Below are 13,384 nucleotides of genomic sequence, written 5' to 3'. Positions count from 1 at the left end.
TAAAAAAGGAAACAAATCATGCCTTATCGGGTGATAAGGCATGATGGCAGGATTAGCGGCTGGCAGCTTTGAGGCGGCTGACAAACTGCTTCAGTTCACTCAGCATCACGTCCGGTTCGGCGTGATGCTTTTCGATGATTCTGACAATCGCTGAACCGGAGATGGCGCCCGCCGCACCCGCCGCGATCGCTTCCTTCACCTGTTCCGGTTCCGAGATACCAAAGCCCTGCAGCGGCGGCGCGGCGTGATATTCACGTAGCCTGTCGATCAGATGCTGCAGCGGCAGGCTGGCGCGGTTTTCAGCACCGGTTACGCCTGCACGCGACAGCAGATAGGTGTAACCGCGACCGTGTGACGCGATCTCACGCAGCAGCTCATCGCTGGCATTGGGCGGACAGATAAAGATCGGTGCCACACCGTGACGCAGCGCCGCCTGACGGAAGGGCGCAGACTCTTCAACCGGTACGTCGGCCACCAGGACGGAATCGACACCGGCTTCGGCACAACGGGCATAAAACGCATCCACGCCGTTGGTAAAGACCAGATTGGCGTACATCAGCAGACCAATCGGCAGATCCGGATATTTGCGGCGGATGGTCGCCAGCATCTCAAAGCACTGGCTGGTGTTAGTGCCCGCCGCAAAAGCGCGTAACGTCGCGTTCTGGATGGTTGGGCCATCGGCCAGCGGATCGGAGAAGGGGATCCCCAGCTCCAGAGCATCTGCGCCCCCTTCAACCAGCGCGTCGATCACACGCAGTGACAGCGCAGGGGACGGGTCGCCGAGCGTCACAAAGGGAACGAAAGCGCCTTCGTTGTTCGCTGACAGGCGGGTAAACAGTTGATTGTAACGTTCCATCAGATTTCTCCCTGCGCAGTCAGAATGTCATGAACGGTGAAAATATCTTTGTCGCCACGGCCGGAAAGGTTGACCACAATCAGCTGCTCTTTCTCCGGCTCCGCATGGATCATCTTCAGTGCATGAGCCAGCGCATGGGAGGACTCCAGCGCCGGGATAATGCCTTCCGCGCGGCAGAGCTGTTTAAAGGCGTCCATCGCTTCATTATCGGTAATCGAAACGTAGTCTGCGCGACCGATGCTGTTGAGATGCGCATGCTGCGGGCCTACCGACGGGAAATCTAGGCCGGCAGAGATAGAGTAGGACTCTTCGATCTGGCCGTCGTGCGTCTGCATCATCGGCGCTTTCATGCCGAAATAGATCCCCACGCGACCGTGCTTCAGCGGCGCACCATGTTCGCCCGTCTCGATGCCGTGACCCGCCGGTTCGACCCCGATCAGCTTCACGCTGGTCTCGTCGATGAAGTCGGCAAACATCCCGATGGCGTTGGAACCGCCGCCCACACAGGCGAGGATCGCATCCGGCAGGCGTCCCTCTTTTTCCAGAATCTGCTTTTTGGTCTCTTCGCCAATCATGCGCTGAAACTCGCGCACAATCGTCGGGAAGGGATGGGGACCCGCCGCCGTACCGAGCATATAGTGCGCGGTTTCATAGCTGCCGGACCAGTCGCGCAGCGCCTCATTACAGGCGTCTTTCAGCGTGGCAGAGCCGCTGTGCACCGGGATCACTTCCGCGCCCATCAGACGCATACGGAACACGTTTGGTGACTGACGCTCCACATCTTTTGCGCCCATGTAGATGCGGCACTTCATGCCCAGCAGTGCGCAGGCCAGGGCGGATGCCACACCGTGCTGACCCGCACCGGTTTCAGCGATAATTTCGTTTTTGCCCATGCGTTTGGCTAACAGCGCCTGACCCAGCACCTGGTTGGTTTTGTGTGCGCCGCCGTGCAGCAGATCTTCACGCTTGAGATAGAGACGGGTTCTGGTGCCTTTGGTCAGGTTTTTGCACAGCGTCAGCGCGGTCGGACGACCCGCATAGTTCTTCAGCAGGTCGGTAAATTCGGCCTGAAACGCCGGATCTTTCTGCGCGTCGACAAACGCCTGTTCGAGCTGGCGCAGCGCGGGCATCAGGATCTGCGGAACGTACATTCCGCCAAATTCGCCAAAGTAGGGATTGAGTAACGTCATTTTTATCTTCCTTTCTCGGGCCCGGGGTAAAGCGGGCCAGGCAAATCAGTAGGCACGCAGTGTCTGAAACACAGCAGCGATTTTACGGGCATCTTTGATGCCGGGCGCGCTTTCCACGCCAGAGTTGAAGTCCAGTCCGGCACAGCCCAGCTGCGCGGCTTCAACGCAGTTATCTGCGCTGAGGCCACCGGCCAGCAGCACATTGTCCAGGGTCTGCCCCTGCAGCAGTGACCAGTCGAAACGTTCGCCGGTGCCGCCGTTGCCGTTGTCGAACACGTAGCGGTCCACATGCGGCCAGTCGCGGGCCGGGACGCTGCCCTCAATGCGCAGCGCCTTCCAGATCTGAACCTCTGCGGGCAGCGCGGCGCGCAGTTCGGCTACAAACGCGGGGCTCTCATCGCCATGCAGCTGAACGGCTGACAGCGAAAGGGTTTCCGTTTGCGTGACAATGTCACTTATTGTGTTGTTGCGAAAGACGCCGACATAGCGCAGCGGCGCAGCCGCCATCACCGACTGCGCCGTGGCCGTGTCGATCAGGCGCGGTGAGCCTTCGGCAAAGATCAGGCCACCATAGATGGCACCGGCTTCATAAGCGGCACGCGCATCTTCAGGGCGGGTCAGGCCGCATACCTTGTTACTGCCCAGCGTGACCCGACGCACCGCAGCGGTCAGATCGGACTCTTCCATCAGGGCGGAGCCGATCAGGAAACCGTTGGCAAAATGGCTGAGCTCGCGAATATCCGCATAGCTGTTGATCCCCGACTCGCTGATGACCGTCACGCCATGCGACAGGCGCGGAGCCAGCTGGCGCGTGCGGTTAAGATCGATAGAGAGATCGCGCAGATCGCGGTTGTTGATCCCCACGACTTTTGCCTGCAGAGCGATGGCGCGCTCCAGCTCCTCTTCGTTGCTGACTTCGGTCAGGATGCCCATCTTCAGGCTGTGCGCCACGGCGGCCAGCTGACGATACTGCTCATCATCCAGTACAGAGAGCATCAGCAGAATGGCATCCGCCTGGTAGTAACGCGCCAGGTAGATCTGATAGGGATTGATAATGAAATCTTTGCACAGCACCGGCTGGGTAATCGCCGCGCTGACTATCGACAGAAAGGCGAAGTCGCCCTGAAAATATTTCTCATCGGTCAGCACGGAGACCGCAGAGGCGTAGTGGCGATAGACACCGGCAATAGCGGCCGGGTCAAAATCCTCGCGGATCACGCCTTTCGAAGGCGACGCTTTTTTACACTCCAGGATAAACGCGGTGCGTGCACCCTGCAGCGCGTCGTAGAAATGACGGCTGGCAGGTTCAATGCTGTTCTGAAAGGTAGAGAGCGGCTGCTGCTGCTGACGGGCTTCCACCCAGATCGCTTTATCCTGAACAATTTTTTCTAACACGGTGCCTTTCATGATTATCCTCTTGCTGCCAGTGCGACGACGCGCTCATACGCCTGTCCGCTGCGGATGGCGTTTAGCGCCTGCCGGGCGTTTTCACGCAGATCTTCCTGACCGAATACTTTAAGCAACATCGCCACGTTGATGGCGACCGCTTCTTCATGGGCCTGCTGGCCATTACCCTGGAGTAAAGCCGTGAGAATGTCACGATTTTCTTCCGGCGTGCCGCCCGCCAGTGCCTCTTTGGGATGGAAGCCAAAACCAAAGTCCTCCGGCGAGAGCTGATAGCGGGTGATCTCGCCGTCGCGCAGTTCGGCCACATGTGTCACGTCGTGCAGCGCCACCTCATCCATGCCGCCGCCATGCACCACCGCCGCGCGCTGATAGCCCAGTACTTTCAGGGTCTGGGCAATCGGCATCACCAGATCCGGGCTGTAGACACCAATCACGGCCAGCGGCGGACGTGCAGGATTGATCAGCGGGCCGAGCACGTTAAACAGCGTGCGCGTTTTAAGTTGCTGGCGAACCGGCATCGCGTGGCGGAAACCGGTGTGGTATTGCGGCGCAAACAGGAAGCAGACGTTCAGATCGTCCAGCGCCTGGCGCGCCCGCTCTGCAGGCATATCAAGATCGATGCCAAAGGCCGCCAGCAGATCGGAAGAGCCGGACTTGCTGGAGACGCTGCGGTTGCCATGCTTTGCCACTTTCAGTCCGCAGGTGGCGGCCACAAACGCGCTGGCGGTGGAGATATTAATGCTGTTGCTGCCGTCGCCGCCGGTGCCGACGATGTCCGCGAAGGCATAGCCCGGGCGCGGGAAGGGTTTGGCATCTTCCAGCAGTGCCGTGGCGGCCCCGGCGATCTCTTCCGGCGACTCACCGCGCACTTTCATGGCGACCAGCGCCGCGGCGAGCTGTACCGGCTCCAGCTGTCCGGTAATAATGGCGCTGAAGAGGGCGTGACTCTCCGCCTGACTCAGCGTCTGCGCCTGGTAAAGTTTTTCCAGTGTCTGTTGCATCGTTATTCTCCCTTTACTTCGCCAGCGCCCAGGCCAGCGTCTGCTCAAGCAGCCGCGCGCCCTGAGAAGTCAGAATCGATTCCGGGTGGAACTGAAAGCCGCAAACCCGGTCGGTTTCATGGCGCACCGCCATCACCATCCCGTTGTAACTGGCATTGACCGTCAGCGCTTGCGGTGTGTTACTGCCCACCAGTGAGTGATAACGCGCCACCGGCAGTGGATTGCTCAGACCGGCAAACATCGCCTCGCCGTCGTGATCGATCGAGGAGGCTTTACCGTGCAGGATCTCGCCCGCCTGACCGACATGGCCGCCGTAGGCTTCCACAATCGCCTGATGTCCCAGACAGATACCGATAATCGGCAGACGACCGCGCAGCGCCTGCAGCAGCGCGGGCATACAGCCCGCATCCTTTGGCGCGCCGGGACCCGGAGAGAGCATCAGCACCGGGTTTTCCATTCGCTGCAGTTGTTCGATCAACAGCTCCGCAGGCAGGTTATTGCGGTAGATCACCACGTTGTGACCAAAGGTCCGCAGCTGATCAACCAGGTTGTAGGTAAATGAGTCGATGTTATCGAGCAGCAGAATATCGGCCATCAGAAGATCTCCTTGCAGTGATGGGCAGTCGCGATTGCGCGCAGAACGGCGCGGGCCTTGTTGCGGCTTTCATCCGCTTCAGCCTGCGGATGAGAATCCAGCACCACACCCGCACCGGCCTGCACGGTGGCGACGCCATCTTCGACATAGGCCGAACGGATGACGATACAGGTATCCAGATCGCCCTGCGCCGTGAAGTAGCCCACCGCGCCGCCGTAGCTGCCACGGCGTGTGCCTTCGGCACCGGCAATCAGCTGCATGGCGCGCACTTTTGGCGCACCGCTGAGGGTGCCCATGTTCATGCAGGCGCGGTAGGCGTGCAGCACATCCAGGTCGGCGCGCAGCGTACCCACCACGCGGGACACCAGGTGCATCACAAACGAATAGCGGTCCACTTTGGTGAGGTCCGCGACGTAACGGCTGCCCGGCACACAGATACGGGCCAGGTCGTTTCGTGCCAGATCCACCAGCATCAGATGTTCAGCCAGCTCTTTATGGTCGGTGCGCATCTCCAGCTCGATCCGGCTGTCGAGATCGCGGTCCAGCGAGCCGTCAGCGTGGCGGCCACGCGGGCGCGTACCGGCAATCGGATAAATTTCGATCTGACGCGAGGTGGCGTCATACTTCAGCGAACTCTCTGGCGAGGCGCCGAACAGTGAGAAATCCTGATCCTGCATAAAGAACATGTAGGGGCTGGGGTTGCTGTTTTTCAGCGTGTCATAGGCGGCCAGCGGCGACGGGCAGGGCAGTGAGAAGCGGCGGGACGGCACCACCTGGAAAATCTCGCCGATGCGAATCGCCTGCTGCATCTCACGCACCACCTCACAATAGGCTTCGTCGCTCTGGCTGGTGGTCAGCGTCATCTGCGCCACCGGCTGCACCGGCAGCGCCGGAGCGGGCTGCAGGATCTGGCCATGCAGCTGCTCAATGCGGCGCTGCAGGCGCTGGAACTCGCTGGTGGAAGGGCAGAACAGGCTGGCCTGCAGACGCGCGCTGCGGGTCTGATGGTCGATCACCAGTAAGGTTTCTGCCAGATAGAAGCAGTAGTCGGGGCAGCGCTGCTGATTATCCAGCACGGGCAGCGTCTCAAAACCGGCCACCAGGTCATAGGCGAACAGGCCACCCAGCAGCACGGCTTCGCGCTCGTCGGCTGAGGAGTTGACCAGTTGCGGGATCAGACGCAGCGCATCAAAGACCGACAGCGCCTTCAGCCGGGAATCTTCATCCTGCTGATGGTCGTGGCTCGGCGGGAAGGTCAGCTCGCGTCCATCGGGGCGCACCTGATTGCCCACGGCGGCGGGCAGCGCCTCATCCAGCAGCGGCAGCAGGGCGCGGCCATTTTCCGATAGCGCCTGTACGGTGACAGTAGGGCCCATTGCGCTGATGCGCAGCGCGCTGTCGACGATCAGCAGGCTTTTTAAATTGCGCTTGCTGTCGATGTCAGCAGACTCAAGCAGCAGGGTTGCCGGACGTGCGCCGCAAAGCTGGTGAAACACTGCGGCCGGATCTTCGCGGTAAGGCGCGGTGCCGGTAATCAACTTCACTGTAGGTTTCGCATTTGGCATGATGATTTCTCTGAATTTCGCTCAAAAAAAAGCCCGCGTCTTGGCGGGCTCAGGTTTTCACACGGCGTTTACGCAAAGTGTGCACGATCCTGTCGCCCTTAATCGGGAACAGCGCGCCAACCCTCTGAATGCATCATTACTTCCGCCATGACTGAATACCCCTTGCGTGTGAACTTGTGTACTAGTTAACGGGTTCAGGTCGAAAATGTCAATACACTTTTTCACTGACCGCGAAAATCGTTATCATGCTGGCCGGTTTAGTTTCAGCAGGAGTTCTCTTGAGCGATATCGCCCGTTTCCCGGTTTACGATTTACACAGCCACACGCGCGCCTCGGATGGTCTGCTGTCGCCCGCCGCGCTGGTGCAGCGGGCCGTTGAGATGCGCGTCGGCGTACTGGCGATCACCGATCACGACAGCACCGCCGGGGTGGCAGAGGCGCAGCAGACGGCGAGTGAGCTGAATCTGCCGATCAGCGTGCTGGCCGGAGCCGAGCTCTCAACGCTGTGGGAGAACCATGAGATTCACATCGTGGGGCTGAACATCGATATCGATCATCCGGCGATGGTGACCTTTCTGGCCGGGCAGCTGGCCTGCCGCCAGACGCGGGCGGCCGAGATTGGCGAGCGGCTGGCAAGGGCGCGGATTCCCGATGCGCTGGCGGGCGCTACGCGCCTGGCCGATGGCGGCATCCTTACCCGCGGACATTTCGCCCGCTTCCTGATTGAGCAGGGCAAAGCGGACAACATGGCCCAGGTATTCAAAAATTATCTGGCGCGCGGCAAAACCGGCTACGTCCCGCCACAATGGTGTACAATTAAACAAGCTATTGATGCGATTCATCATTCTGGCGGCTGTGCCGTGCTGGCCCATCCGGGCCGCTACGGTTTATCGGCGAAGTGGCTGAAACGTCTGATCGCCCACTTCCGCGAGGCGGGTGGCGATGCCATTGAGGTCGCACAGTGCCAGCAGCCGCCGAATGAGCGGACACAGCTGGCGCACTACGCCAGAGATAACGATCTGGCCGCATCACAAGGTTCTGATTTTCATCAACCCTGCCCGTGGATTGAGCTGGGTCGCAAACTCTGGCTGCCAGCAGGGGTGGAGCCGGTCTGGGAACGTTTCCCGGCACTCGCGCCATGCCCGGCCATCCCGGAAAGGTGACACGAGGTTTCTATGAGTCAACTGTTTCATATTCATCCGGACAACCCGCAACCGCGTCTGATTAAGCAGGCGGTCGACTACCTGAACAAAGGCAGCGTCATCGTTTATCCAACGGATTCCGGTTACGCGCTGGGCTGTCGGCTGGAGGAGAAAGGCGCGATGGAGCGGATCTGTCGTATCCGTCAGCTCGACGGGCACCACAATTTCACCCTGATGTGTCGTGATCTCTCGGAGCTCTCCGTCTATTCGCAGGTGGGTAACTCCGCGTTTCGACTGCTGAAAAATAATACGCCAGGCAACTACACCTTCATCCTCAAGGCGACCAAAGAGGTGCCGCGCCGCCTGATGAATGAAAAACGTAAAACTATCGGTCTGCGCGTGCCGTCCAATCCGGTGGCGCTGGCGCTGCTGGACGCGCTGAATGAGCCGATGATGTCGACCTCCCTGATCCTGCCGGGCAACGATTTCACCGAATCCGATCCGGAAGAAATTCAGCACAGCATCGGTAAGCTGGTCGATCTGATTATTGACGGCGGCACGCTGGGGCAACAGCCGACGACGGTGATCGATCTGACCACCGATGCGCCGGAAATTGTACGTGAAGGCGTCGGTGATACCCGCCCGTTTCAGTAATTAAACCGGGTGTCAGGCACCGCGTTCGGGTGCCTGTTGCAGGTTTGACTGCAACCAGTTTTTAAACTGGCCGTAGGGAATATAAAGTGAAACATCTTTCAGGATCACTTTTCCATTACGGCCATTTTTAATGGCATCGGAATATCCCACAATAACGCCGCTTAACGTGTCATCACTGTTATACACGCCGCCGCCCGACATGCCCTGAACCACACCGGCATTTGACGCCATCGCCAGGCAGGGGCTTTTATTCCAGTTATTCCGGATAGCGGTGCGGGCTAAATTAACGCCCTTCGACTCCACCGGCATGGCGGAAATAAAACTGTAGCCATACATTTTAACGGGATCGCCAATATCACCGCTGCGGAATTTAGCCAGCGTTCCGGCATCGTTCTTGTGATAAATAATCGCAAGATCGCAATAGGGGTGATAGGACTTTACGCGCTGCACGGCCGTTTTAGCGACGTGCGCCGCCGTCAGGCTATATTCAGGCGTCAAAGGAATGCTGGTGCCCAGTGTGCCAAGCCCGAGGATCGTCGGAATGCCAGTCACGCTCATATCTACGTGCTGCATCGCCGTACGACTGTACTCGGTGTGGCCCACAGAACACCCGCTCAGCACCAGTGCAGCAAGCACCGGAAACAGCGTCAGGTTTCTCATGATGGGTTTCTTTCTTCTGGCATGTCAGGAAATCCCTGGTGAAGACTTTTGACATGCAAACAAGGTTCATCACTGAACCGTATTAACGCAATAATTCCGTATGCGCCGGTTTATTGGATTAATCAAAGCACGATATTTATTAACGAATCACTAAGGTAAAACTTTCTTTTCGCGAACCCCTTATAACGGCAGGCTCTGCTTTTTTATGGTGCTGCTGAGATAAAGTGTATCAGCTTAATAGTGTCATACAATTTATTAATGCTGATAAAAAGGAAATATCTCTGAAAATAAGGTTTTAATTAAATCTCCATTAAGAATAATCTGACCTTTTCATTTACGCCCATGGGTCAGGTTGACTAAACGCAATCATCCAGTGTTATATGCTACCTTTAATCTTTTTTGCAGAGAATTGGAAGCGGGATGGAATCGGGTGAAGTGTAAGATAGTGTTAATATTTTGATCATCAGAACAACAGGCCCGTTGAGCAGGGCAGAACAGAAAATTTAATTGCCATCAGCTCTAAAGTTTCTGCGAAAGCCGTTTTATTAAACATATTCTCTAATCAAACCTCTGCTGTTAAATTAATGAGATGTTGAATTATCCGGAATAAAACTTTCAGCGATCGAGGCTTCTTTATTTGTTACAGGCTCGCTCACAAAGGGCGTTACTTCGGGGTTAAATATCTGTATAATGGGCCCAAATTGATAGTTTAAGCTGTTGATTCATATAGAATTATCACCCTACCGTGACGCCTGGGAAGGCGACAAAGAGGAAGCGCCATGAGCGAAAAGTTACAGAAAGTCTTAGCCCGGGCCGGTCATGGCTCGCGGCGTGAAATCGAATCCATGATTGCTGCTGGCCGCGTCAGCGTCGACGGCAAAATCGCCACCCTGGGCGATCGTGTCGAGAGCAGCAAATCCCTGAAAATCCGTATTGATGGTCATCTGGTGTCGATTGCTGAATCAGCAACCGAAGTCTGCCGCGTGCTGGCGTACTACAAACCGGAAGGCGAGCTCTGCACCCGCAGCGATCCTGAAGGTCGCCCGACTGTCTTTGACCGCCTGCCGCGTCTGCGCGGCTCACGCTGGATTGCCGTTGGCCGTCTGGATGTGAACACCTGTGGTCTGATGCTCTTTACCACCGATGGTGAACTGGCTAACCGCCTGATGCATCCAAGCCGTGAAGTGGAACGTGAATATGCGGTGCGTGTCTTTGGCCAGGTTGATGACGATAAAATCCGTCAGCTGAGCAAGGGTGTGCAACTGGAAGATGGCCCGGCTGCCTTCAAGACCCTGCGTTTTGGTGGCGGAGAGGGGATCAACCAGTGGTACAACGTGACCCTGACCGAAGGACGTAACCGTGAAGTCCGTCGTTTGTGGGAAGCCGTCGGTGTGCAGGTCAGCCGTCTGATGCGTGTCCGCTATGGCGATATTACCTTACCGAAAGGGCTGCCGCGGGGCGGCTGGACCGAACTGGATCTGCCAGCGGTCAACTACCTGCGTAACCTGGTCGGGATGGATGATGAAACCGTCACAAAGCTGGTGGTGGAGAAAGATCGTCGTCGCACCAAAGCGAATCAGATCCGCCGCGCCGTGAAACGCCACAGCAAAGTGAGCAGCACGCCGCGTACGCCACGCCGTAATCCGGGCAGCAAACGCAACGCCGGATAACGACGTCGCTGACGACACAAAAAACGCAGCCCCGGGGCTGCGTTTTCTTTTTCTGCTACCAGTCGATGCCCTGCTGGGCCTGAATACCGGCGTCGAATGCGTGCTTAACCGGCCGCATCTCGGTCACCGTATCCGCCATCTCCAGCAGACTGCGATGACAGCCACGGCCGGTAATAATGACGCTCTGATGCGCCGGACGCTGTTGCAGGGCCGCGATCACTTCCTCCAGCGGCAGATAATCCATGCTGACCATATAGGTGATCTCGTCGAGTATCACCAGGTCAAGCTGTTCATCGGCCAGCATCTGTTTTGCATGCTGCCAGACGGCCAGGCAGGCGGCCGTATCCGTTTCCCGGTTCTGGGTATCCCAGGTAAAACCGGTGGCCATCACCTGAAATTCAACGCCGTGCTGCGCCAGCAGATTGCGCTCGCCGTTCGGCCACTCACCTTTAATAAACTGGATAGCCGCAGTGCGTTTGCCGTGCCCGGTGGCGCGCAGTGCGGTGCCAAAGGCGGCGGTGGTCTTGCCTTTGCCGTTGCCGGTAAAGACCATCAGGATGCCGCGTACCTCGGTCGCCGCGGCAATCCGCGCATCCACCTGCTCCTTGAGCCGCTGCTGACGCTGCTGATGACGATCGTCCGCCATTATTCTGCGGCTCCCGGTTTTCTGCCTGGCTGCGCATCGAAGCTGATGCCGGTCTTGCGGCGACTGTCATCGCCCATCAGATAGAGGTAGAGCGGCATCAGGTCGGCGGGGGTTTTCAGCTTACTGGCATCTTCCTGCGGAAACGCGCTGGCGCGCATTTTGGTCCGGGTGCCGCCCGGATTGATACAGTTGACCCGCAGCGACTGGTTCTTATATTCGTCAGCCAGCACCTGCATCATCCCTTCAGTCGCAAATTTTGAGACGGCATAGGCGCCCCAGCCAGCGCGCCCGGTGCGGCCGACACTGGAGGTGGTAAAGACCAGAGAGCCTGCGTCTGACTTCAGCAGCAGCGGCAGCAGCGCCTGGGTCAGGAAGAAGGTGGCGTCCAGGTTGATGTTCATCACGTCCTGCCAGATCTGCGGCTCCAGCTCGGCCAGCGGCACGATTTCTCCGAGGATCCCGGCGTTGTGCAGCACGCCATCCAGACGCGGAAACTGCTGCTGCAGCCGATCGGCGACCTGGCGGCAGCGTTCCGGGGTCGCCTCGGCCAGATCGAACACCAGGCGGTGAGCAGGACGTTTATTCAGCTGATTAATGGCCTGTTCGACCTGCTGAAGTTTCTCAGGATTGCGACCCATCAGGATTACGTCAGCGCCGTAGCGCGCATAGGTCAGCGCCGCTTCCCGGCCGATGCCATCTGAAGCGCCAGTGACCAGAATAATACGGTTATTGAGCAGGTCGCTTTTCGGTTGATAATGCACAGCGGGGTTCCTCCGGCGAAAACAGCATGATTCCGCTTTATGCCTGAAATAACGAATCGGCGCAATCGCCAGGGTGCGCATTCTGTGCCGGCTGCTGGCATTTCAGGCGACGAGGCGGGGCAAAGCGGCTAAACTGGCAGACTGTTTTCGATTTTCTGTTTACTAAGGCGACCTGATGGATTTTATTTCGACGTATGGACTGTTTTTAGCGAAAGCGGTGACGCTGGTGGTTGCCGTCGCTGCGATTGTCATGATTATTATGAATGCTGCGCTCCGCAAGCGGGCACAAAGCGGCCAGCTTCGTCTGACGCATCTGGGTGATGACTATCAGCAGATGAAAGATGATCTGCAGCTGGCAAAAATGAAACCGCAGGCGCAAAAGGTCTGGCTGAAAAACCATAAAAAGAGCGAAAAGCAGAAAGCTAAAGCGGAAAAGCAGGCGGCGAAACAGGGGCAGACCGACAGTGTGAAGCCCACGCTTTATGTGCTCGATTTCAAAGGCAGCATGGACGCCGGTGAGGTGAGCTCACTGCGTGAAGAGATCTCTGCCGTGCTGGCGGTGAAGCAGCCGGGCGATGAGGTGTTGCTGCGTCTGGAGAGTCCGGGCGGGGTGGTGCATGGCTATGGCCTCGCAGCTTCGCAGCTGCAGCGTCTGCGTGATGAGGGCGTGCGCATCACCGCCGCGGTGGATAAAGTGGCGGCCAGTGGCGGTTACATGATGGCCTGCGTGGCCGACCGTATTGTGGCCGCGCCGTTCTCAATTATCGGCTCCATCGGCGTCGTCGCGCAGATCCCGAACTTCAACCGTCTGCTGAAGCGCAACGACATTGACGTTGAGCTGCACACCGCCGGGCAGTACAAGCGTACGCTGACGCTGTTCGGGGAAAATACGCCGGAAGGACGGGAAAAATTCCAGGAAGATCTGGATGAGACTCATCTGCTGTTTAAACAGTTTGTTCACCAGATGCGGCCGTCACTGGATATCGATCGGGTGGCAACCGGTGAACACTGGTATGGCCGTCAGGCGCTGGATCTTGGTCTGGTTGACGAAATCGGCACCAGTGACGACCTGATCATCCGTCACATGGAGCGGTTCAGCGTCCTCGGCGTGCACTACGCCCGTCGGCGTAAAATGATGGACCGTTTTACGCAGAGCGCCGGTTCAGTGGCGGAGCGGCTGCTGCTGAAACTCTGGCAGCGCGGTGAGAAGCCGCTGCTGTGATGCGAAACCCGGCGC

General features: G+C 58.0%; 11 protein-coding genes and 1 pseudogene. 4 read left to right on the top strand and 8 right to left on the bottom strand.

Translation table 11 applies throughout. The features are described 5' to 3' along the window. Nucleotides 1–52: 52 nt before the first annotated feature. The 5 genes and pseudogenes from trpA to ACR6AS_RS06250 form a co-directional block, all read right to left on the bottom strand. A complete protein-coding gene (gene trpA / locus ACR6AS_RS06270) occupies nt 53–856 on the bottom strand; it encodes a tryptophan synthase subunit alpha (RefSeq protein ID WP_111140058.1) in 804 nt (267 codons plus the stop codon). Beyond that, nucleotides 856–2,046: a tryptophan synthase subunit beta gene (gene trpB, locus ACR6AS_RS06265; RefSeq protein WP_111140059.1), complete on the bottom strand. Its 1,191-nt coding sequence runs from the start codon at nt 2,044–2,046 to the stop codon at nt 856–858. Before trpB ends, trpA begins: the two co-directional genes overlap by 1 nt. Before the next feature lie 45 nt (nt 2,047–2,091). Further along, the gene (gene trpCF / locus ACR6AS_RS06260; protein WP_434161504.1) at nt 2,092–3,453 is read right to left on the bottom strand and encodes a bifunctional indole-3-glycerol-phosphate synthase TrpC/phosphoribosylanthranilate isomerase TrpF; all 1,362 of its coding nucleotides are present in this window, start codon (nt 3,451–3,453) and stop codon (nt 2,092–2,094) included. Between the two features lie 2 nt (nt 3,454–3,455). Next, nucleotides 3,456–5,049 (bottom strand): annotated as a pseudogene (gene trpD / locus ACR6AS_RS06255) (bifunctional anthranilate synthase glutamate amidotransferase component TrpG/anthranilate phosphoribosyltransferase TrpD). Further along, entirely contained in the window at nt 5,049–6,614 is a 1,566-nt protein-coding gene (locus tag ACR6AS_RS06250) for an anthranilate synthase component 1 (protein WP_418797957.1), read from the bottom strand. Before ACR6AS_RS06250 ends, trpD begins: the two are co-directional and overlap by 1 nt. A 278-nt stretch (nt 6,615–6,892) precedes the next feature. Here ACR6AS_RS06250 and rnm point away from each other — a divergent pair, with 278 nt between their 5' ends. Next, complete coding sequence (gene rnm, locus ACR6AS_RS06245; protein WP_434161503.1) at nt 6,893–7,777, top strand: RNase RNM; 885 nt, start codon at nt 6,893–6,895, stop codon at nt 7,775–7,777. A gap of 12 nt (nt 7,778–7,789) precedes the next feature. Continuing rightward, nucleotides 7,790–8,410 (top strand): L-threonylcarbamoyladenylate synthase, encoded by a 621-nt coding sequence (locus ACR6AS_RS06240; RefSeq protein WP_111140065.1) that lies wholly within the window; start codon nt 7,790–7,792, stop codon nt 8,408–8,410. 12 nt (nt 8,411–8,422) lie between these two features. Here ACR6AS_RS06240 and ACR6AS_RS06235 read toward each other — a convergent pair whose 3' ends face one another. After that, on the bottom strand, nt 8,423–9,070 hold the full coding sequence (locus ACR6AS_RS06235; RefSeq protein WP_293771032.1) for a serine protease: 648 nt from the start codon (nt 9,068–9,070) through the stop codon (nt 8,423–8,425). A gap of 779 nt (nt 9,071–9,849) precedes the next feature. Here ACR6AS_RS06235 and rluB point away from each other — a divergent pair. Beyond that, on the top strand, nt 9,850–10,740 hold the full coding sequence (gene rluB, locus ACR6AS_RS06230) for a 23S rRNA pseudouridine(2605) synthase RluB (protein ID WP_293771031.1): 891 nt from the start codon (nt 9,850–9,852) through the stop codon (nt 10,738–10,740). A gap of 55 nt (nt 10,741–10,795) precedes the next feature. Here rluB and cobO read toward each other — a convergent pair whose 3' ends face one another. Next, the gene (gene cobO, locus ACR6AS_RS06225) at nt 10,796–11,386 is read right to left on the bottom strand and encodes a cob(I)yrinic acid a,c-diamide adenosyltransferase (protein ID WP_111140068.1); all 591 of its coding nucleotides are present in this window, start codon (nt 11,384–11,386) and stop codon (nt 10,796–10,798) included. Next, complete coding sequence (locus ACR6AS_RS06220; protein ID WP_111140069.1) at nt 11,386–12,147, bottom strand: YciK family oxidoreductase; 762 nt, start codon at nt 12,145–12,147, stop codon at nt 11,386–11,388. The genes cobO and ACR6AS_RS06220 overlap by 1 nt, the downstream gene beginning before the upstream one ends. Before the next feature lie 175 nt (nt 12,148–12,322). Here ACR6AS_RS06220 and sohB point away from each other — a divergent pair, with 175 nt between their 5' ends. Beyond that, entirely contained in the window at nt 12,323–13,369 is a 1,047-nt protein-coding gene (sohB, locus tag ACR6AS_RS06215) for a protease SohB (RefSeq protein WP_111140070.1), read from the top strand. Nucleotides 13,370–13,384: the final 15 nt, after the last annotated feature.

Source organism: Pantoea phosphatilytica, assembly GCF_051025615.1.
Classification (GTDB): Bacteria; Pseudomonadota; Gammaproteobacteria; order Enterobacterales; family Enterobacteriaceae; genus Pantoea.
Note: the sequence above shows the minus strand (reverse complement) of the source record. Positions and strands in the feature narration are given on the sequence as shown.

Bases quoted from the DNA above. Each gene is read 5' to 3' on its own strand.
- ACR6AS_RS06240 (WP_111140065.1), top strand. From the start codon at position 7,790: ATGAGTCAACTGTTTCATATTCATCCGGACAACCCGCAACCGCGTCTG.
- sohB (WP_111140070.1), top strand. From the start codon at position 12,323: ATGGATTTTATTTCGACGTATGGACTGTTTTTAGCGAAAGCGGTGACG.
- ACR6AS_RS06250 (WP_418797957.1), bottom strand. From the start codon at position 6,614: ATGCCAAATGCGAAACCTACAGTGAAGTTGATTACCGGCACCGCGCCT.
- trpCF (WP_434161504.1), bottom strand. From the start codon at position 3,453: ATGAAAGGCACCGTGTTAGAAAAAATTGTTCAGGATAAAGCGATCTGG.
- rluB (WP_293771031.1), top strand. From the start codon at position 9,850: ATGAGCGAAAAGTTACAGAAAGTCTTAGCCCGGGCCGGTCATGGCTCG.
- ACR6AS_RS06235 (WP_293771032.1), bottom strand. From the start codon at position 9,070: ATGAGAAACCTGACGCTGTTTCCGGTGCTTGCTGCACTGGTGCTGAGC.
- trpB (WP_111140059.1), bottom strand. From the start codon at position 2,046: ATGACGTTACTCAATCCCTACTTTGGCGAATTTGGCGGAATGTACGTT.
- cobO (WP_111140068.1), bottom strand. From the start codon at position 11,386: ATGGCGGACGATCGTCATCAGCAGCGTCAGCAGCGGCTCAAGGAGCAG.
- trpA (WP_111140058.1), bottom strand. From the start codon at position 856: ATGGAACGTTACAATCAACTGTTTACCCGCCTGTCAGCGAACAACGAA.